Genomic DNA, 18866 nt, shown 5'->3' with positions numbered 1-18866 from the left:
TATCGTGTCAATACCAACAACACCTGGCCCCAGCTTCTTGGCTTCTTCTTCGAGAACAGAGTGCTCTTCGGGTTTTCTAACATCGAAAACCTGGTAGTCAGTTATGAGCGTTCACCTGTACCTCAGTATGTCCTCTATTCTCGTATTGCTCCACAGCTCAAGGTAGTCGTATATGCTTGTATCACCTACTACAGGAGGTGACAAAGGGCCTGCACGAACATAGGGTAACCCATCCTCCCAACAAACACTAATGGAGATGATAAACCTCAATAATGTTCGAAGAGTGCGCTTTCTCCAAGATAACTGCGACACAAGCTCTAGTTATTACTGGGCAGCAGGTCAGCTCGCAAACCCTCTTCCACGGCACAGAACACAGAGCTTTGGATCTACGTGCAAAGCCTAATCACATCACTAGAACTCTCTAAACTCAATTCAAACTAGCATGGTTTTAAGCTTAGCTAGTATATTCTCAAGGCTTCCTTTCTCAGCTCTGCTATCCATAAGCTCCTCTCGCTACCCCACTCACTTGGAGCGTACACTCTGTACTCTATCTCCCCAGGAACCTCCAAGAGCGCTTCCGAGAAAAGCCTCAGTCTCTCAAGCTGGTTTAAGTTTTCAACTCCCCTGACAACCAAGACTACATCTATGTCACTATCTGCTCTAAAGTCTCCGCGAGCTCTGGAACCCACAATGTATGCTCCAACAAGTTCAAAGCCATACTTCCTACATATAGTTGCAGCTTTTTCTGCAAACTCCCTAGCTCTCCTGAGAGCTTCTTCCTGAGATTTCATTGCAGATACTGCTTTACCCATTCCAAGACCCTCCTAGCCCTAGATAGTAGCTCTAGTGCTTTATCCCTAGTGTAGAGCTGATAAGGTGGTGCATTAGCAGCATTTGGATATCTAGAGATGATGTAGTGTGGATTAAGCTCTCTTAGGTCATCTAATATAGGCTCAACGGCTATATCCAGCTCTTCGCGCACCCTTCTTGCAAGCTCTATTAAGCTGTGTCCTCTAGCTGGGTATCCTCTACTCAAGAGCAGTGCTTTCAAAGCTTTTTCAGCAGCTTGGTGAGACCAAAAGGCTGCTGCATCGTAGTCTTCGGTACTTATGGCATTTTCGGCTTTGCGGAGATCCTTAGAGGCTTGCTCAAACCACCACTTGTATTCAGACATAAGTGTCCCTAACCAGCGCTCAAATAATTGCACAGGTATCAGCAGCTAATAAGCGCAGTACACTTAAAGCTGCAGTAAGCTAAATATATCATGTTGAAGCCACGTTGCCAACTACTTGCACAAACATTAGCAGCAGTGTCTGTCACTATGCGCGTTTTACGTAGCTTGGGTAATAAGGCTCTAACAATTACGAATCCTGAGGTTAGTGATTACTTGTAGTCGCTGTAAAGGAAGTGTCTCTTTCACTATGCTAACGCCTAGAGCCTGCCAAACCCTACCCCTATCTAGCTTCTTAACAACATACCCTAAAATCCTGTGCCTATCATGCTCAAATCTGAAGAATAACACCAGTTACTCGGAGAGACCGCTAAAACAATATCTAGAGGTCTTATCAAAAACAATAAGATAGGGGCTTACATAAGCTTTAATCAACTGATGAAAATTGGCAGGCCCGCTGGGATCACCGGCTCTCCGGCTTGGAAGGCTTGAACTCATACTAATTTGTTGTATGAAACCATACTTTGAAATCTGCAACAATGAGAACGGTGTATTGAAGCCTTTAAAACCTATAGAAGAGCTTAAGGAAGATGGGGGATGTTCAAGTAAGAATTGAAAAGAGTCTTAGAGAGAAGTTAAAAGACCTTATTGGCATCTTAGGCAGATCTAGCGAGGGGGAGCTAGAGAGGTACCTAGAGGAGGTATGGCTTCCTTGATTTTCTTAGACACTAATATACTTTATCATATCCTCCACAATACTCCTAAGACTGGCCAAGTCCTAACTTTACTAGAAGAAAACCACGAAGACTATGTTATTGATATGGTTATTCATAACGAGATTATCTATACATCAACAATGCATTCCCTAGAGCATAAGCATGGTATATAAAGGAATATACTCAGTATCAGTAAAGAAGTGGATAAAGAAATATGGATATCCAGAAGAAGTTATCAGTGCGGTGAGAGAATTTAATTAGAAGGTTAAATATAAGGATAATACCAAGCATCTATACCGGACAGGAGCTTTACGAGATAGTAATAGTATTAAGGTATAGACTTCTGCCAAGTGATGCAACAACAGTACTAACATGTAAACACTATGGTATAGATACTATTCTTACCTTAGATGAAGACTTTAAGAGAGTTCCATGGCTTAAGGTTATTCCATAAGTGAGCTGATTCCGCCCTTACAATCATCATTCTAATCCTAAATTATTCGCTATCAAGCGCATATTGAAAATGTATTATGGGAACATGTATTGCATATGCGAATGGATATATTACTAAAGGTATACTAGGCTAGGCTACGTGACTATTTTTATCTTAGTAGCTACATTACAGGGCTTCGCGATGGTTTCTGTGAATATTTTGTTCGAGAAAAATTAACCAGAGGATACACTATATGGTCTTCCACCATAACCCACAGATTTGCGAACTTCATGTTCGATTTTGCAAGATTCTCACAAGTTAAACCATAGTTCCAAATAGCATAAGTTGTATCACTTATACTGTACTTTAACACGATCTTTGAAGAAACCCTTACTCCAATAATTCTAAAGGCACTTCCCAGCACTTAAAGGCAAGACGCGTTGTTCATGAGAAGAAGCTCAGCCTTCTAGTTGACTTCTTCAATGATTCTAGACCTCCCATATATCAATAAATAGTGGAAATATTTTTACTTCAAATCAGCGTCATGGTTACTGAATACAGCGGCTGTACTCATATTCACAATTTATACTCATAAACGTTAGCTATGAGTAACGTTATGAGAGTATAGCGGGCCCGCCGGGATTTGAACCCGGGTCCACCGGCTCCGGAGGCCGGCACCCTGTCCTGGCTGGGCTACGGGCCCTTAGTGATTTATCCTAGTTTTACTTGTTTTGTGGGTTATTTCAGTGTTGTGTTTTCTATGAAGTGGATTTTAGTTGTTCTGATGGAGAATGGGTTTGAGGATTAGAAGATTAAAAAATGTTTTGTTATTGTTTTGGTTGTTGTTTTGGCTTTAGATATATTTTGCTTCCTACTATTGAATTGTTTGGTATTAGAACCTTTGTTCCATCTGCTTTGATTACTGTTGTGAATAGTGTTGCAACATCGTCTACTACACCATCTTCACCGGCTATGACGACAGCATCACCTATTCTGAAGGGTCTTGAGATTAGTAGGAAGAGTCCTGCAATTGCTTGTCCGAGTACCTGCTGAGATGCAAAGCCTATTACCATGCCTAGGAAGCCTCCTAGTGCTACCCCAGCCGCTCCCCCGGCAACACCACCAGCTATTGCTGCAACCATTGCGCCAACGCCAATAATTCTAACAACGTTTCTAATAGCGGCCGCCGTCGGATGATCGTATTTTGCTCTTGTTGACCAGTAGAAGAATGTTGCTACACCGTTTACTATCATATAGCCGAATGCAAGTGCTAGCAGGATCTGTACATAGACCTCGTAATCGGCAACAGCTATTCCGTATCTTGGTAATAGTCCGGTCATCAGGTAGTGGGCGAGGGCTGAGACTAGTACGTAGAGTACTACATAGAGCACAACACTTACTAATGCCGCTGAAGTCTTCTTAACAATTTCGCTAGTTGATAGCTGTTGTGTCTGGGCCACAGCTATACACCGTTATAATATCCCATGCATATCCTTATAAATTTTTTATAAAGAGGCTCAAATACTTTGGATCAGATAAGAATTTTAATCAATGAACTGTTAGAAGAGGTTGGACGAAAATGCAGTTAACTATAGATGATGTTATGTAGCAAATCTGATGTGTGATGATGGGCTCTAATCTGAGGATACATCCTCTAAGCAACTTCTAATTTTCTTCCAGCTTACGTTGAGGTCTTCTGGAATGACCTTGGTATTTGCTATAACAGGCATGAAGTTTGTGTCTCCGTTCCACCTAGGAACTATGTGTATGTGTAGATGCCCCTCTATACCTGCTCCAGCAGCCCTCCCAATGTTAGCTCCAATATTAAAGCCATGTGGATTATAACACTTTCTAAGAGCCTTTAAAACAATTGACACAGTTTTTGCAAGATCGAGCAACTCATCGTCGGAAAGCATCTCAAGACTTGGTACATGCTTTATTGGGGCAACCATCACATGCCCATTGTTATAAGGATACTTGTTGAGAAGAGCTATGCTATGCTTGGATCTGTAAACAACATAGTTGGCCAAGTCATCTTGGTTTACAGCTTTACAAAATATGCACTCACCACTATATTGCTGTACCACATAGGATTCTCTCCAAGGAGCCCACAAAACCATTCTTCCACTAAACACTACCTGTAGCCACCCTAAGCCAAACTATTTTTCAGTTTGCAACAATAGTCAAAGCAACTATTAAAGCTTTATCACAAATCAAGCAATAGATAGATAAAACAGAACATACATCGCTATATAGATTGTTGCTGAAATGGACAGGAAGGAAACCATTGGTATCCCCCACGAAACAACAATTATAGTGTCTTTGGGTAGCACCCCTAACTCCTTTTTCCAATCAGCATCATCCTCATATATATCAAAAGTAACTCTGTCAACAACCCCCGGAACATAGACAGGGTAATAGAACCTCTTCCTCATATATTCATCAACAGTCATAAACCTGTTGAACACCATATAAAAAACCTTTTTATGGATGGGAATTCTCATCTCCTTAATGCTCCTATATACAAACAGATTGTGTATAACATTCCTTATAATGATGAATAGCATGATCATAGAATATATTGCTAGAAGCCATAGAACAGGTGGAAACAAGTTGAATAGAAAAACACATCTATTTCCAAGCACAACACTCTTAGCTATAGCAAGTCTGTTGAATGGGTATAAAGCAACAAATGTTGATATAGCCATGAAGTCTGCACCACCAAGCAAGTTCACAACAAAAACCAGAATAGCTATTGTTAAAACAAAAAATACTGCAATGCCTATTTGGAACAGCAGAATTGTTTTATCGTAGGCTTGGAAGGTAATGTAGAAGAAATTGAAGATTATACCCACAACTATTGGTGCTATCCATATCCTTGGATCAACTTCTCTATTCCTCCAATCAAAAACGCCTGCAACAACAAAGGTTAGTATTGCGATAGAAGCTATGACGATTTCCTCCAAAATACCTGTCTGCAATGTTAGATCTCACACTATACATGATCTTATATGGGTCTTGGCCAAAGCGATTTATTCTGGGTCTCTCACACCAACCTCAGTTATTGCGAAAACAGCTTCGCTCTCTGGTAGGTGGGGTGCATCAACTATTCTAGCTATTCTTCTATTGCCCCTACTCTTCTTCAGCTGGACTCTGATTCCAGGCGCATGATATAGCACATGGCCTCCTATAGCAGTTGTTGGATCTCCATAGAATACATCTGGTCTTGCCATAACCTGGTTGGTTATAACAACAGCAACATCGAATAGCTCTGCCAACGACATTAACTGATGCAGATGTCTATTGAGTTTTTGCTGTCTAACAGCAAGGTTTTCTCGGCCTGGATACTCAGCTCTGAAGTGACCTGTTACGGAGTCTACAACTACAAGCCCAATGTCCTCTTTTGGTATCAAATCCTTCAGCTCTTCAACAACAGCCATTTGGTGGTCGCTGTTAACAGCTCTGACATAGAGTATGTTCTCCATGGTCTTATCCGGGTCAAGGCCAAGCCCTCTGGCCATAGCCTCTATTCTCTCCCATCTGAACGTCCCCTCAGTATCTATATATATAGCCTTTTTACCTAAGCCGCCTTTCTCAAGCGGTAGCTGCACATTCACTGCTAGCTGGTGGCACAACTGGGTTTTGCCACTTCCAAACTCTCCGAAGAACTCTGTTATTGTCTTCACCTCCACACCCCCACCGAGTAGATTATCTAGATTCTTGCTTCCAGTGGTTATCTTCGGTAGGCTCATTCTCTCTTTCTTTATCTCTAAAGCAGTTTTGAATCCAAGTCCAAGAGCTGCTCTAGCCTGGGAGACCAGCTTCTGTATTGTTGGAAGGGGTATGGCAAGGTTTTGGCTAAGCTCTTGCGGGTTAGCAGCTGCCAAGGCCTCTACGGTGGTTATCCCCATTTCCTGAAGCTTTTTCAGTATGGTCGATGATATGCCAAGCTCCTCTAGGCTCTTCACCTTCTTCTCTTCTGTTACCACTATTTTCACCCAAATTTCTGAGTTTTATACATTCGAAAAAAGCTAATATATTGTTAGAGTCTAGCCCGAAACAGAATCTCCAAAAAACCTTATATTGAGTCTAGAAGAGTTGCTTAAGCTAGCATACACCCACCTAAACAATGTGGTGCAACATACTTGCGTCTACTGCTTATACACGCTAAGGATTTTTGGTTCAAAGCAAAAGAAAAAGCTGTTGAAAACGCCGATGAGTTGTCGGATGATATTGCAGAGAAGCATCTTGAAAATGTTCTCGTTGTGTTTACAAGTGTTGAAGAAGGTGACGAGAAAAACATTGAAGTAGTTGTTGAAAAGGCTGCAAACGAAATCTTAAACGTTTACAAGAATGTTAATGCACAAGCTATTCTTGTCTATCCATATGCACATCTATCACAATCTCTAGCTCCACCTGGGGCCGCAAAAAAGATTCTAAATGCCTTAGCAGATAGGCTTAGATCGTCCATTGGAGTTGAAAAAGTTTATAGAGCGGCCTTTGGCTGGTACAAGGAGTTTAAGCTTCACTGCTATGGCCATCCCCTAAGCGAGTTGTCAAAGACAATAAAACCTGTTGAAGAGGGTGCTAGGAGGACTATAGAGAAAAAATATTATATTCTAACACCTGATGGTAAACTTGTAAAGCCTGAGGAGTACGAATTCAAAGACGATGAATTCAAAGTTCTTGTTGAGAAAGAGGTTTTTAGAAAAGAGGCTGAGGGTGGCCAGGGCAGGGTATATCAATACCTCAAGAAATTTGGTTTTGAATGGGAGGAGCTATCGGATAGAGGTCACATGAGGTTTGAACCACATGCAACTGTGATATTCGAGGCTGTATCTCAGTACTCATGGAAAACCGCAAGCAGTCTCGGTATACCGGTCTTCAGAGTTAAGGGAACAAACATGTTTAGTCTAGTGGCGGAGCCTGTGAGGCAACATGCTGAGTTGTTTGGCGAGAGAATGTACGAGGTCAGAATGGATACAGACAGATTCATTCTAAGATTTGCTGCATGCTATCAGCAGTTCTCCATATTAAAAGACTGGGTTCTAAGCTATAAAGACTTGCCGCTGGGCATGTTTGAAGTGGCTGACAGCTACAGATATGAGCAAAGCGGTGAGCTGGTACTAGGATTCAGATTGAGAAGATTTCACATGCCAGATCTGCACATATTGACCAAAGATCTTGAGGAGGCAAAGAAAATAGCTCTTCTAGTGAGGAGCAAGATCGTTGAGGAGGCAAAGAAGATTGGAAGGGAGTATCTAGCGATATATAACATCACAGAGGATTTCCTCAAAACAAACTTTGACTACATTGTGGAGCTAGTCAAAAGCGAGGGCAGGCCGGTTCTGGTAACAGTATATCCAGCAGGGATGTACTACTGGGTCATAAATGTTGAGTATGTGATTATCGACGAGCTTAACAGACCAAGAGAAATAGCCACGTGGCAAATAGATGTTGGAAATGCGAAGAGATTCAACATCAAATACGTTGATGAGAATGGAAATGAGAAGTATCCTGTTATAATACACACAGCCATCATAGGATCTGTAGAGAGATATATATACATGGTTTTCGATACCATAGCAAAGAAGGAGAAGGAGGGTGTACCTCCAACACTACCACTCTGGCTTTCACCAATACAAGTAAGGGTAATCCCCGTGTCAAAAGAGTATCTGGAGTATGCCACACAGATTGCACAAAAACTGTTGTCATATGGTATCAGGGTAGACGTCGACGACAGAGATGAGAGCCTTGGTAAAAAGATTCGTGATGCAGGGGTTGAGTGGATACCATATGTGATTGTAGTTGGTGAAAGAGAAGTGAGTACGGGTACAGTGAATGTCAGAATAAGAGCTACAGGAGTCCAAAAGAGCATGAATGTAGAAGAGCTTATTAAAATGCTTGAGAAGGAATTAGAAGGATACCCAAAAATAGACATGGCCATGCCTATATATGTGAGTAAGAGACCGTCGCTAAGCTATCTACAGCCAGTGAAATCACAATGATGATCTGTTGCCCACACTGATGCGATGATGTTATGAACCTCCTCTGACATGATCAAAACCGGCTTTAACCCAAATCGACTGGTGCAAAACATTTGAAAATGCTTATCAAAGTGCCGCTGAAGGCAACATTGTTTGGCGAGCATGCTGTAGTCTATGGAAAGCCTGCAATAGCATTTACACTACCATTACACATTCTTGTCGAGGCTATGGATGTTCATGAGCAGAAAATTGTTGTAGAATTCAACAATGTGTTGCTACCCATAAGAAAAATAGAGTTTAACAGAGAAGACAATCTTTTTAGCAAAACTGAGGTAGACAACGATGTTGCAAAAAGATTTGTCAGCTATATTGCAACAGCTATTGGATTGTGCGAGGATGAGGTTAAACCAGGTAGAAGAAGAGGCTTTATAATGTACCTAAAGAGCCCTGTTCCAACAGGTGTAGGGTTAGGAACATCAGCAGCAGTATCTGTTGCAACAACTACATTATGTCTGTCAACATATCTTTCAACAACAGAGGTTGAGAAAAGCCTTATAGCAAAGCTTTCATGGAGAACAGAGCAAATTGTTCAAGGAGCGGCAAGCCCAATGGATACCTATACCATAACTTTTGGTGGCATTAGGTATATAGATCCTGCTACCCCCAAGGCAGAGCCTCTGTCAACACCAATAAAAATGAATCTTATTGTTGGATATACGCCAAAAAAGTCGACAACAGCTGTTCTAGTATCAAATGTGAAGAAACTTTTAAAGAGTTCTATAAGTGCAAACAAGATTATAGATGCCATTGGCGATATTGTTGAAGAGGCTCGGAGTAGTATTCTACAAGGAGATGCGGAGAGAATTGGAGTTCTTATGAACCTAAACCACGGGCTTCTAGATTCGCTAGGCGTTGTCAGCCTAGAACATCATACAATAGTAAACACCCTTAGAGGTGCTGGAGCGCTGGGAGCAAAGACATCTGGTGCTGGTGGTGGAGGTGCGTTTATAGCTCTTGCAAGAGATGAGGAACATGCAAACATATTGAAAAGAGTTGCAGAGGCTTTGGGCGCCACAATAGTTGCTATGGGCATCGAATCAACTGGGGTAGAGGTTGTAGAGAAAAGGGAAATGTGATAAGATGACAAGCTACATAACAGTTGGTGATGTGCTAGAACACTTGTTTAGATACAAGGCACTTGAACCAGAGTTTGTAAAGCTTTTGAAGCCCATTGACAGAAATCTTGTAGAGGAGATTTTTGTAGATGGTTTGAAAAGAGGATGCATAGCTATTAGCGATAGTCGAATCAGCTTAGTGAATCCACTTGAACTTCTCTTACTGATAGAAGAAAAAATGGTTGTAGATGTTATGAGATTCGCCAGCTATATAGAGTGGAAGGAATTTGAAGATTATATAGCAGCAAGGCTAAAGTCTGCTGGACTTGATTACGTATCTGGCTATACACATAAAAGAATATCGCAATTCCAAATAGATGTACTAGCCCTTGATATGGTTAAGAAAATGGGGTACATTATCGAGTGTAAGCATTGGAGGCGCCGCATCGGGCAATCCTCTGTCTCTAAGATTGTTAGAGAGCATATGACTAGAATAGACAAGCTGGTGAAATACTGTGAGTGGGTGGCATCTGAGGTTCCCGCAATCCGCAAAACAAAGCTTTTTATACCCATAGTAATAACACTTTATACCTCATCAACATGGGTTTTTGAGGGGGTTCCAATTGTTTCTGTGAGGTTTTTAAATGATTTTCTATCCAATATAGATGTTTATATTGATTCTCTAGAACTAAAAAGAATTGATAATAGATGCTACATAAAGTAATCCTTATTTGTAGAACAATATTGATGCATATCCAACAACAACATCTTCATCTTCTGTAACATCGGCTGAGTGATAATACTTCAACAGCTTTGCCTTTCCATTTAACAGCTTTGTATACTCCATAGCAATAGCTATTGCCCCAAACCCGCATACAGTTGCGTTGTATTCTTCTATCAATTTGAGGAACCTTCTTGTATCAAGCTCTATTATAGCGTCTATGAACTTCCTATCCAATTCTCTGACATTTTGAGATATATTTGAATTGAAAAGAACATAGCCATATATAGAGCCGTGGTGTGTGAAATCGGATGACGCTATAACTATAACATCTCTTTTTAGATCATCTACAACTCTTTTCAACGCCTCAGCAAAATCTCTGGCCTCTTGATAAATAAGATCCTTTACGACGATAGGCACAATTCTGAACTTGTCCCCGTATACATACTGTAAGAATGGGAGTTGAACCTCTAATGAATGTTCTCTAGTATGTGCAAGTGCATCATCATCTAGAGGTGGGTACTCCTTCTTCAATTTATTGATGAACTCGACATCGATATTCACACCTCCAAGTGGCGTTGCCCATGTAGTGTAATAAGTTGAAGTTGTTATCGTCTTTCCAAAACCAGTATGATTTGTTCCAAGAAGGATCACAGTTTCTACAGCTGGTTTATTTTCGGCGAGCTCCTTGTAGAACCATGCAGCACAAGAAGCCGAATAGCTATAGCCAGCATGTGGTACAACACCACCAATTATTGTTAATTCACCTTGCTTTTTGCTCGGAAGAGCCCCTGGACCAAATCTAGTGTTTGTGAAAGCTCTTTCCAATTCTTTTACAAGCTGGCCTTTATTGAATGGATAAAAACCCCATGCAGCGGCTTGAGGCTCTCTAACAGTATCTCTATCTCCGTTCAAATCTCATCACTCTATCACTATATTGACCTTAGAACACTTAAATCTTCTTCTTTCAACATGGTTCTGGGGGCCGTGGTATTCTCGACTACATGATCTATATTCTCACTTTTTACAAGAGCAATAACATTTGGGTTTGAAATAACATAGCTTATGGCGATTTGGGCCCCAGTTGCATTGTACTTGCTCGCAATATGCATAACCACTGGGTGTCGGATTGCTTGACCTCTGTCAAGAGCTGAACAGGCTAGCACAGCCATGTTGTTTTCTATGGCAAATGGCAGCACATCTTTTTCTATGCGCTTGTCTATCACATTATATCTGCTTTGAATCAAAGAAATTTCATATTTCTTTGGCATGTTCAAAACTCTGGCAATTTGCTTGACTTTAAAACCGCTTACCCCAATAAACTTAGCATAGCCTCTCTCAATAGCTCTCTCTAAAGATGTTAGTTGTGTCTCCAACGGTATTGCATCTTCGTACCAGCCAATCATTAAGGCGTCAACATAAGAGGTGTTCATTTTTTGAAGAAACTTACTGAACTTTGCCTCGAAACTATCTGGATCAGCTAAAATTAGTGGTGAGATTCTAAATACTATGAAAACATCGTCTCTTTTAATCTTAGCGAGAAATCTTCCAAAATAGTCTAAGGCTAGCCCATTTGCATATGTCTCTGAGACTTCAAATACGTTTATGCCATATTCAACAGCTTTTAACAGGGCTTTCTCAGCATTTATGAAATCCCTTATATTAAGAGTTCCAAAACCTATTGGAGAGACCTTCACACCCGTTTTTCCAAGAACTTTTCTAAGATCTACGTTGACCTGGCTGGACATATCTAATCACGATGCAAATCATCGCTATAAAAGTGTTTTACCCCCCGCTAGCAAATGGGAATAACTCAATTGTTTGACAATCTTCAGGGACTTTATCATCCGGGTAGAGCTGTTTGTTATTGCACATCACCATAATTTCATCTCCATTCATTTCAGATACACTCGCCATCTGGAGAAATTTGTTAACAAGCTGGGAAACAGTTGAGTCCTCATCTAGCAAAATCTCCAAATATCTGTTTTGCAGATCTTTGAACCCAATAAGTTTTACAATAACCTTTTTCATAATTTCTAAAACCTCGCTTGGCTGAGGATCTCCTCTATATAGCTTATAAATCTGTGTATTGGATCTGGTTCTAGTTTCTCTGCAAGAGGCTCTGTAATTGGTCTTGCATTTGCTAGTATAACAATCATATCACCTCCATATATGCTAAACAGCTTTTGCAGAGCCCTCTTCTCACCATCATCTACATATTTTTGTATTTGTATAGGCATGACAACTCCTATGGCTGGCTTCTTAACCCTGCTTTTAATTATCTCCATAATATTAGCTGACATACCCTTTTTAGCCACGCCTTCAATATCTATTGCGATACCGATATTGTCTGACTCGTTTAGGATTTTCTCAATCAATTTTTCGGTTTTTCGCAAGTCTTTCACGTACAACAATACATTGTTGCAAACATCTGATAAGAACAGGTATGACTCTATCATATACATGTCCTTGTATCCATATAGAAGCTCACCATTTTCATTGACGATTCTATCTAGTATCGTGTCAACAAGGAAAACAATCTCGGGTTTCATCTTGCACAAATAGTTTAAAATATTCCTGACATAGAATACAAATGCTGATGTAAGTCCCGGCTCCTGCAAAACAACCTTATCTTCGTAGAGTATTCTATACGCAAACTCGAGGAAACTCGGCACAACGAATCCAATATGAGGATATGGACTTGTTTGTAGATACCCTATCTGCGGATTAGAATCTACAAGTTTCTCAATAGCTTCGATATCTATGCGATAGCCATCTCCACAAGATTTGATGAGGCCGTCCCTAAGCAACTGCTCCATATAATACTCTACAACATCTTTCACAAGAGGCTCCAAAAAGATTATATTTTTTGAATTGTCTAGGCTATCAAGCATTTCTCGAAGTCCTATATAAGCCATGGGAATCATTATAATCACCGTGACAAGCAGTTCAGAGGCTTGGCCTAGTCTGTTATAAATCAATCCAAGAGATAAGATGTTTTATAGTATTTAAAAACGTTTTAGGCTATACAAATTTGCGTTGAAGCAATGGCGTGAAATATTAAGGTTTTGTGATGAGGCGCTCAGCTCTGATAACATGATGATTTTGAACCTCACTGAGTACTATGAGATCAGCGTTATCTTGGGTTTGGAGCTCATTACAATGCTTTTTATTATGCTCGATAGCCAGATTCTATAGTTGTGTGTAGCCCCAAGCTCAGCAATGGATTTATGTGGCGACACAACTTTGATCTCCTTTACCCGAACACCCTTGATTTTATTTATCACCTGTGTAATAACATGTTGCGTTGGTTTAAAAAACCAGATATACGCTAGCTTTCTGTTCGTCTCTTCAAAGGATATGTGAGAACTCCAAAACTCTATGAACAGCGTGTCGATGTCGCCATTTTCTTTGCTATCCTTTGGAAAATGTTCTTCGAAAAAATTGTATTCCGAGTCATAAGAGTAGTGTGCAGTTTTGGAAGGATCCAAACATGTGATAGGGCTACAGTCTCCATTTTGAAAATAGCTTTTATCTATTTTATGAGGGGTTATAACCATGCTCTCAACAGATTTAATATCGTGTAGCAAACCTTTGAATAGCCTATAATTTGTGAATTGAACTATGTACTTTTCTCTACATTTATTAATATTCATTAAAGAGTTGAAGTCAAGCAATATTATAATGGGTATGTAATTTATCAGCAATGGCCACTGGTCAACAGGGTCATAGTATACAGCAAATCTTATCGGTATTTCACTAACTTTGAGACATTTACTCAAGACTCTAAAGATTTTTGTTATCCATGTACTAGAATCAAAAGCTAGACAGTCTATACAATGAGGGTCTGTAGGTAGAGGCCTTTTACCAACAACCATAATTTGGTTTGTGATGAGCTTTAAACCATATTTTCTTGCAAGAAATGGTGCTACGCCAATTAATGGTGTAGCTAAACACTTCTCCATTTTTAATGATGATAGTGATTCAATGTATTTTCTAAGCAAGAAACAGAGTCTTTGTACGTCGTCGATGTTGACAACCTCTAATGCTCTAATGTGCTCAGAAAAATTTCCTTCTCTAGAGATGGTGTACAAAAAAGCAATGGTAGAACTTGTAATAAGATATTTGCTTAGAGACATTTAACCCCCAGATACCTAAACAAAAATATAACATGTATTTTTGTTTCCACTGCAGTGTTGCGATATGGACGATTACGAGATAGAAATTCCACGATATTTCTTCGAGATCTCTCCTATAAAGCTTCTCTGGCTAGACCTGATAGAGAAATGGATCTACCTTGAACTAGAGATTGAGTGTCCTGCATGTTTCAAGAAAAACTCCTACACAGTTATGGCAATGGTTAACGAAATCGATTTGATAAAGCATTGGAAGTGCAACTACTGTGGGTATGGCATAGGAGATTTGCTCTATAGATATGTAAACGAAGAAATCAGCTACTTGGATAAATACCTAGGGTCAACGCTGAAAAATAGACATAGCTACGACGTAAACATGGAGACTTCGCAAATTGCCTTATATACTATGTTTAGCATATGATGTATAGATGATGACAGAGTTAAAAATAATTGTATGTAACCATAGTTGCTAAAGTACTATATACAGTAGTCTAGGAGATAATAAACAATATCGTTTTCACTATAGAAATGTTTATAAAGTATGGATTTTAGCAATAAAGTCGCTACTTAGGCGAATTGGCATGGTTTTTAAATATGCTCACAGAGGAGATGATGGCTATACAGATGTTATTGGTCAGCGTATTTCCAAGGACTCGCCGGTGATAGAATTCATAGGTGAACTAGATGAGCTTGTTTCATTAATGGGTGTGGTAAAGGCATATTTGAGTGAATCCAAAGTTCTTGATATAGTTGATTTGCTGGATAGGATCCAGAGAAAGCTCATGTTTATAGCAGGTTATGTGGCTTCTATGGGCAGAATGGCTTCTCCGATAGATGATAATGATTTAGCCTCGATTGAGAAGCTGATAAACGATTTTTCCAATAGGGTTGTTCTTCCATCAAAATTTGTTGTTCCAGGTTCGTCTCTTAGCTCAGCGCTTATACATTTTCTAAGGGCTGTTTGCAGAAGGGTTGAGCGCAGAGCTGTTAAACTACTTAGAGATGGGATGCTCGATAAAACAACGTATATGTATCTAAATAGATTATCAGATCTACTCTATATGCTAGGACTTTACATAAATGTTGTCAGCAATGTGAAAGAGGATCTACTATAAAAACCCTTCCAATTAGCAAAGCCTTGACTCTCTCTGCTAGAGGTTTTAAGCTATATGTTGTGAAAAAGAAATGCAAAAAGTCCAGCAAAAGCAGCAATCTTTAGAATGCGGGTTGATTTTAGTGCATCAGCAGATTTAAGAGTTTTTGCATTTAGAATTGAATATATGATAATAGCATCGACAATGAGCGCTAGTAACGTGTATACAATGCTGTAACTGAGTATGGCTATGGGTAGCAAGCTTACAGCAAGCAGAATGCCGTAGATCAGTGCCGAGGCTTTGAAGGCTACTGCAACTCCATATGCGGTTGCCAAGGTCTTTATACCAAATCTTTTATCTCCCTCAACATCTTCTATACCCTTTAGAAACTCTCTGCCCAAGTTGAACAAGAAGGCGTAGGTGGCTGCTAGAACAACATGGATATTTACAGAGCTGAATAGAGAGCCATATACTATGCTTAATGCAGTTAAAAATGCGATCGATATGTTGCCTGCCAGAAGAACACGTTTGAGATTATAGGAATAGAGGTAAACAAGTACTATTGCAAGAAGAGCCACAATTCCTGAGAAATATGAAGATGATAGTGCTATGGCAAAACCTATTAAGAAAAACGTTAATGCGGCTACATATGCCTCAAAAGGCTTTATTAATCCAGATGGTATTGGTCTCCAAGGTTTATTAATAGCGTCAACCTCTCTATCAAAGTAATCATTTATTATATTACCTCCGCCACCAATGAAAAACGCTGTGAGAAATGTCTTGGCAGCTTCATAGACATTCGTGCCTCCGCCAACAATGTAGCCCACAGTAGCAGCTATTCCAAGCGCTATGCTGTTTCCAATTCTTATTATGCTTAACCATGCCTTAATGCTCTTGAGATTCATCTAGACATGAACACCTATGGGTATATCATTAAAATATGGTGTAGTGAGACAAAATGAGATAGATGAGATATGATATCACATCTTTTCTGTTAGCCACTTTCTATACTCATCGAAAAGCCTCTGCTCTTCTGCCAACCAGTTAATGTATCCACTTGGCGACGATGGGTAATTAAGGTAGAGCTCCTTTGCCCTATCCATAAACTGTTTTAGCCTATACAGTTTTGCTAGAAATGATGGTCTCGACGCTAACGTTAAAAAGCTCTTCACTCTATTTATGATAGAGATGCTTAAATCGCCTTTAGAACCCATGTCATATACCTCAGAACCGTTAACAAGATTCGATCTAAATACAAAATTCAGGTCGCTATTACTCATTCTCTGAAGGAACATCCTTAGAATGTCTAATGAGGCCTGCTTTGCTCCATAAACCTTATGGAATTTGATGTGATAGCTCCAAAGGTTTTCCATAGTTGCATCGCCTTTATCCAACGCCTCAGTAATTGCTTCAGCTACCGTCTTGGCGCTTAGCATTGCCGAGCCTATCCCACCGCCATGCACAGGATTGGCAGTTGCAGCTGCATCACCTATAACCACAAACCCATTCCACACCATACACGGTATTGGTCTTCTTGTTGGGACAAGGCCACCTCCGCTATGAATAACCTCTGATACTCTATTTCCAAGCTTATTCATGATGTATTTGACATACTGTGTTCTCGGATTTGGTGCGCCCTCCTTCCACTGAACTCCAAGCCCTATATTGTAGACACCCCCTCCCTTTGGGAACAGCCACCAATAGCCTCCAGGTGCAACATCAACATTCAAGTATATATATGCATATTTGTTGTCCAGATCAATATCTCCCACAACAACCTCTCTATATGTAATATTATAATCTTCTTTAGGTATTTCCACAGACACCCACCACTCGCGTGGCAGGCTCCTCCTAACAGCAGAGGCAACGCCTGTTGCATCAATTACAACCTTTGCCTCGAACTCCTTTTCAAATCCATTTTTATCCTTCGCCACAATCCCATCAACTTTTGAGCCACTAACTATTGGCTTGACAAAGAAGTGTTCTAGATACGCTTCAACTCCATTGTTTATAGCCATCCTATATAGTTTCAACCCAAAGTTTTTCCTGTTGATGGAGTAACCTCTTCCCTCAACAAAAATTTTATGTTGCTCATCTGGAGAGAATAGCACAACACCATCATACTCATGATCTTTATCAAAACCTGGCACAGGCGGCTCAAGCCCCAGTTCAATAAAGTGGTGCTCGCCGATAGCATCTCCACAAACCTTGTCTCCAACGTTTTTCTCATCCTTCATCTCAATTAGTGCAACCTTCAAGCTCTTTTTGGCAAGAGCATAAGATGCATAAAGGCCTCCAACACCACCGCCAACAACAACAACATCGAACTTCATACCATGTCGCCATATATTCCATACTATTCAAAGTATTATACAATCTTTCCAATTCCAAGTATATAAATCTTATCTTGAATTTGACTCATTTTTTAACAAGAGAGCAGACGAAGTAACCCTCCATGCCATGTCTATGAGGCCAAATTCTAACACATCTTGTAACCCTATCATCAAATACCAAATTAGAGAATCTTGCTATACCATTTGACCATATATTTAAGCGTGGAATCTCAATATCTATCTCACTATTAAGTTGCAGAACCTTTGTAATAACATACTCGTTTTCCTCTGGTGCAATACTGCATGTAGTATAAACTATCCTACCACCTTTTTTAACAAGCTTTGTAGCAGCATAGAGAAGCTCTATCTCCCTTTTGACAAGCTGGGCCAGAGCCCGTTGAGAAGTCTTAGTCTTTCTACTAGGATCGAACATTATGCCCCCCTCTGCACTACAAGGAGCATCTAGAAGGATGTAGTCAAATTTCTCTAAACCAATTTTCCTAGGAAGTTCAAAGCCATCCTCATTTATTATAACATAAGATTTGAACCCCATTCTAACAAAGTGTGAAAGCATTGAAATGCTTCTTCTCCTCGAAATGTCATTAGCTATGAGAAGCCCCTCATCTTCCATCAGCAGTAAAATATGGATTGCTTTTCCGCCAGGTGCTGCACACATATCGAGTACAGTTGAACCTTTTTCCGGGTTCAACATAAGTGGTGGTATTAGTGATGCAGGATCCCTATACACATAGTAATAACCTTTTAGATATTCGTGTGTAGATCCGATAGAAGGTGATTCTGGTGCAGAATCTATATAGAAGCAGTAGTCGCACCATTCAAGGTTTTTCACGCTAAAACCCAGATTTTCAAGATTTTTTATCAGTTTGTCGCAGTCATACTTCAGATAATTGCATAATATTGTAGGTCTTTTCTTGAATTTCTCGAAAGACTCAACCAACTTTAGAGCCTCTTCATATCCAAGCATTGATATATATCTTTCGATCATGTATGGTGCATAACCATATTTTTTAGCTATGAATAACGAGTTTTCTGATATCTTATCTATACGAATCTCGTCAAGTATTTCTTCAGCACTAAGATTGGTATCTTCCAATGTCAAGACTGATCCACCTATATCATTGATTCAGCCGCGGGTTCAC

22 protein-coding genes and 1 tRNA gene are annotated in these 18866 nt (G+C 40.0%); 7 read left to right on the top strand and 16 right to left on the bottom strand.

Annotated elements, in window-relative coordinates:
* Positions 1-111 precede the first annotated feature (111 nt).
* The 3 genes from QW284_01005 to QW284_00995 form a co-directional block, all read right to left on the bottom strand.
* The gene (locus QW284_01005) at positions 112-312 is read right to left on the bottom strand and encodes a hypothetical protein (protein MEM0338254.1); all 201 of its coding nucleotides are present in this window, start codon (positions 310-312) and stop codon (positions 112-114) included.
* 146 nt (positions 313-458) lie between these two features.
* Positions 459-812 carry a nucleotidyltransferase domain-containing protein gene (locus QW284_01000; GenBank protein ID MEM0338253.1) on the bottom strand — a complete coding sequence of 118 codons (354 nt, stop codon included), beginning with the start codon at positions 810-812 and terminating at the stop codon, positions 459-461.
* The gene (locus QW284_00995; protein MEM0338252.1) at positions 788-1174 is read right to left on the bottom strand and encodes a HEPN domain-containing protein; all 387 of its coding nucleotides are present in this window, start codon (positions 1172-1174) and stop codon (positions 788-790) included. Before QW284_00995 ends, QW284_01000 begins: the two co-directional genes overlap by 25 nt.
* A gap of 587 nt (positions 1175-1761) precedes the next feature.
* Here QW284_00995 and QW284_00990 point away from each other — a divergent pair.
* Together QW284_00990 and QW284_00985 are read left to right on the top strand one after the other, a co-directional pair.
* Entirely contained in the window at positions 1762-1887 is a 126-nt protein-coding gene (locus QW284_00990; GenBank protein ID MEM0338251.1) for a hypothetical protein, read from the top strand.
* A 256-nt stretch (positions 1888-2143) separates the two neighbouring features.
* Positions 2144-2341: a PIN domain-containing protein gene (locus tag QW284_00985; GenBank protein ID MEM0338250.1), complete on the top strand. Its 198-nt coding sequence runs from the start codon at positions 2144-2146 to the stop codon at positions 2339-2341.
* 607 nt (positions 2342-2948) lie between these two features.
* On the opposite strand, the gene QW284_00980 is transcribed toward QW284_00985, so the two are convergent.
* The 5 genes from QW284_00980 to radA form a co-directional block, all read right to left on the bottom strand.
* Positions 2949-3023 (bottom strand) — tRNA-Arg (locus QW284_00980).
* Between the two features lie 124 nt (positions 3024-3147).
* Positions 3148-3780, bottom strand: a complete 633-nt coding sequence (locus tag QW284_00975; GenBank protein MEM0338249.1) for a mechanosensitive ion channel — start codon at positions 3778-3780, stop codon at positions 3148-3150.
* Between the two features lie 174 nt (positions 3781-3954).
* Positions 3955-4455 carry an HIT domain-containing protein gene (locus tag QW284_00970; GenBank protein ID MEM0338248.1) on the bottom strand — a complete coding sequence of 167 codons (501 nt, stop codon included), beginning with the start codon at positions 4453-4455 and terminating at the stop codon, positions 3955-3957.
* A 78-nt stretch (positions 4456-4533) separates the two neighbouring features.
* Complete coding sequence (locus tag QW284_00965; GenBank protein ID MEM0338247.1) at positions 4534-5286, bottom strand: hypothetical protein; 753 nt, start codon at positions 5284-5286, stop codon at positions 4534-4536.
* A gap of 66 nt (positions 5287-5352) precedes the next feature.
* Complete coding sequence (gene radA, locus QW284_00960; protein ID MEM0338246.1) at positions 5353-6309, bottom strand: DNA repair and recombination protein RadA; 957 nt, start codon at positions 6307-6309, stop codon at positions 5353-5355.
* A 156-nt stretch (positions 6310-6465) separates the two neighbouring features.
* Here radA and QW284_00955 point away from each other — a divergent pair, with 156 nt between their 5' ends.
* The 3 genes from QW284_00955 (at position 6466) to QW284_00945 (ending at position 10146) form a co-directional block, all read left to right on the top strand.
* On the top strand, positions 6466-8328 hold the full coding sequence (locus QW284_00955) for a threonine--tRNA ligase (GenBank protein ID MEM0338245.1): 1863 nt from the start codon (positions 6466-6468) through the stop codon (positions 8326-8328).
* 98 nt (positions 8329-8426) lie between these two features.
* Complete coding sequence (gene mvk / locus QW284_00950; GenBank protein ID MEM0338244.1) at positions 8427-9443, top strand: mevalonate kinase; 1017 nt, start codon at positions 8427-8429, stop codon at positions 9441-9443.
* Between the two features lie 4 nt (positions 9444-9447).
* On the top strand, positions 9448-10146 hold the full coding sequence (locus QW284_00945; protein MEM0338243.1) for a restriction endonuclease: 699 nt from the start codon (positions 9448-9450) through the stop codon (positions 10144-10146).
* Positions 10147-10149: 3 nt separating this feature from the next.
* Here QW284_00945 and amrB read toward each other — a convergent pair whose 3' ends face one another.
* The 5 genes from amrB to QW284_00920 all read right to left on the bottom strand — a co-directional run bounded on the left by amrB (position 10150) and on the right by QW284_00920 (position 14282).
* The gene (gene amrB, locus QW284_00940) at positions 10150-11058 is read right to left on the bottom strand and encodes an AmmeMemoRadiSam system protein B (GenBank protein ID MEM0338242.1); all 909 of its coding nucleotides are present in this window, start codon (positions 11056-11058) and stop codon (positions 10150-10152) included.
* Between the two features lie 17 nt (positions 11059-11075).
* A complete protein-coding gene (locus QW284_00935) occupies positions 11076-11891 on the bottom strand; it encodes an aldo/keto reductase (GenBank protein MEM0338241.1) in 816 nt (271 codons plus the stop codon).
* 37 nt (positions 11892-11928) lie between these two features.
* Positions 11929-12174, bottom strand: coding sequence for a hypothetical protein (locus QW284_00930; protein MEM0338240.1), 246 nt, complete (start codon positions 12172-12174; stop codon positions 11929-11931).
* A gap of 5 nt (positions 12175-12179) precedes the next feature.
* Positions 12180-13070: a hypothetical protein gene (locus QW284_00925; GenBank protein ID MEM0338239.1), complete on the bottom strand. Its 891-nt coding sequence runs from the start codon at positions 13068-13070 to the stop codon at positions 12180-12182.
* A 195-nt stretch (positions 13071-13265) separates the two neighbouring features.
* Entirely contained in the window at positions 13266-14282 is a 1017-nt protein-coding gene (locus tag QW284_00920) for a hypothetical protein (GenBank protein ID MEM0338238.1), read from the bottom strand.
* Between the two features lie 64 nt (positions 14283-14346).
* Between QW284_00920 and QW284_00915 the strand changes: the two genes are divergently transcribed.
* The gene (locus tag QW284_00915; protein ID MEM0338237.1) at positions 14347-14700 is read left to right on the top strand and encodes a hypothetical protein; all 354 of its coding nucleotides are present in this window, start codon (positions 14347-14349) and stop codon (positions 14698-14700) included.
* Between the two features lie 160 nt (positions 14701-14860).
* On the top strand, positions 14861-15394 hold the full coding sequence (locus tag QW284_00910) for a cob(I)yrinic acid a,c-diamide adenosyltransferase (protein MEM0338236.1): 534 nt from the start codon (positions 14861-14863) through the stop codon (positions 15392-15394).
* 50 nt (positions 15395-15444) lie between these two features.
* Here QW284_00910 and QW284_00905 read toward each other — a convergent pair whose 3' ends face one another.
* The 3 genes from QW284_00905 to QW284_00895 all read right to left on the bottom strand — a co-directional run bounded on the left by QW284_00905 (position 15445) and on the right by QW284_00895 (position 18826).
* Positions 15445-16278: a geranylgeranylglycerol-phosphate geranylgeranyltransferase gene (locus tag QW284_00905; GenBank protein MEM0338235.1), complete on the bottom strand. Its 834-nt coding sequence runs from the start codon at positions 16276-16278 to the stop codon at positions 15445-15447.
* A gap of 75 nt (positions 16279-16353) precedes the next feature.
* The gene (locus QW284_00900) at positions 16354-17706 is read right to left on the bottom strand and encodes an NAD(P)/FAD-dependent oxidoreductase (protein MEM0338234.1); all 1353 of its coding nucleotides are present in this window, start codon (positions 17704-17706) and stop codon (positions 16354-16356) included.
* Between the two features lie 85 nt (positions 17707-17791).
* On the bottom strand, positions 17792-18826 hold the full coding sequence (locus QW284_00895; protein ID MEM0338233.1) for an RsmB/NOP family class I SAM-dependent RNA methyltransferase: 1035 nt from the start codon (positions 18824-18826) through the stop codon (positions 17792-17794).
* Positions 18827-18866 lie beyond the last annotated feature (40 nt).

This window comes from Ignisphaera sp. (genome assembly GCA_038735125.1).
Classification (GTDB): Archaea; Thermoproteota; Thermoprotei_A; order Sulfolobales; family Ignisphaeraceae; genus Ignisphaera.
The sequence above is the reverse complement of the archived record's forward strand: the minus strand, read 5'-3'. Positions and strand labels throughout refer to the sequence as shown.

What these genes read in the sequence shown, in the direction of transcription:
- QW284_01000 (MEM0338253.1), bottom strand. Translation starts at nt 812, where the DNA reads ATGGGTAAAGCAGTATCTGCAATGAAATCTCAGGAAGAAGCTCTCAGG.
- QW284_00995 (MEM0338252.1), bottom strand. Translation starts at nt 1,174, where the DNA reads ATGTCTGAATACAAGTGGTGGTTTGAGCAAGCCTCTAAGGATCTCCGC.
- QW284_00990 (MEM0338251.1), top strand. Translation starts at nt 1,762, where the DNA reads ATGGGGGATGTTCAAGTAAGAATTGAAAAGAGTCTTAGAGAGAAGTTA.
- mvk (MEM0338244.1), top strand. Translation starts at nt 8,427, where the DNA reads ATGCTTATCAAAGTGCCGCTGAAGGCAACATTGTTTGGCGAGCATGCT.
- QW284_00945 (MEM0338243.1), top strand. Translation starts at nt 9,448, where the DNA reads ATGACAAGCTACATAACAGTTGGTGATGTGCTAGAACACTTGTTTAGA.
- QW284_00935 (MEM0338241.1), bottom strand. Translation starts at nt 11,891, where the DNA reads ATGTCCAGCCAGGTCAACGTAGATCTTAGAAAAGTTCTTGGAAAAACG.
- QW284_00930 (MEM0338240.1), bottom strand. Translation starts at nt 12,174, where the DNA reads ATGAAAAAGGTTATTGTAAAACTTATTGGGTTCAAAGATCTGCAAAAC.
- QW284_00925 (MEM0338239.1), bottom strand. Translation starts at nt 13,070, where the DNA reads ATGATTCCCATGGCTTATATAGGACTTCGAGAAATGCTTGATAGCCTA.
- QW284_00920 (MEM0338238.1), bottom strand. Translation starts at nt 14,282, where the DNA reads ATGTCTCTAAGCAAATATCTTATTACAAGTTCTACCATTGCTTTTTTG.
- QW284_00915 (MEM0338237.1), top strand. Translation starts at nt 14,347, where the DNA reads ATGGACGATTACGAGATAGAAATTCCACGATATTTCTTCGAGATCTCT.
- QW284_00910 (MEM0338236.1), top strand. Translation starts at nt 14,861, where the DNA reads ATGGTTTTTAAATATGCTCACAGAGGAGATGATGGCTATACAGATGTT.
- QW284_00905 (MEM0338235.1), bottom strand. Translation starts at nt 16,278, where the DNA reads ATGAATCTCAAGAGCATTAAGGCATGGTTAAGCATAATAAGAATTGGA.
- QW284_00900 (MEM0338234.1), bottom strand. Translation starts at nt 17,706, where the DNA reads ATGAAGTTCGATGTTGTTGTTGTTGGCGGTGGTGTTGGAGGCCTTTAT.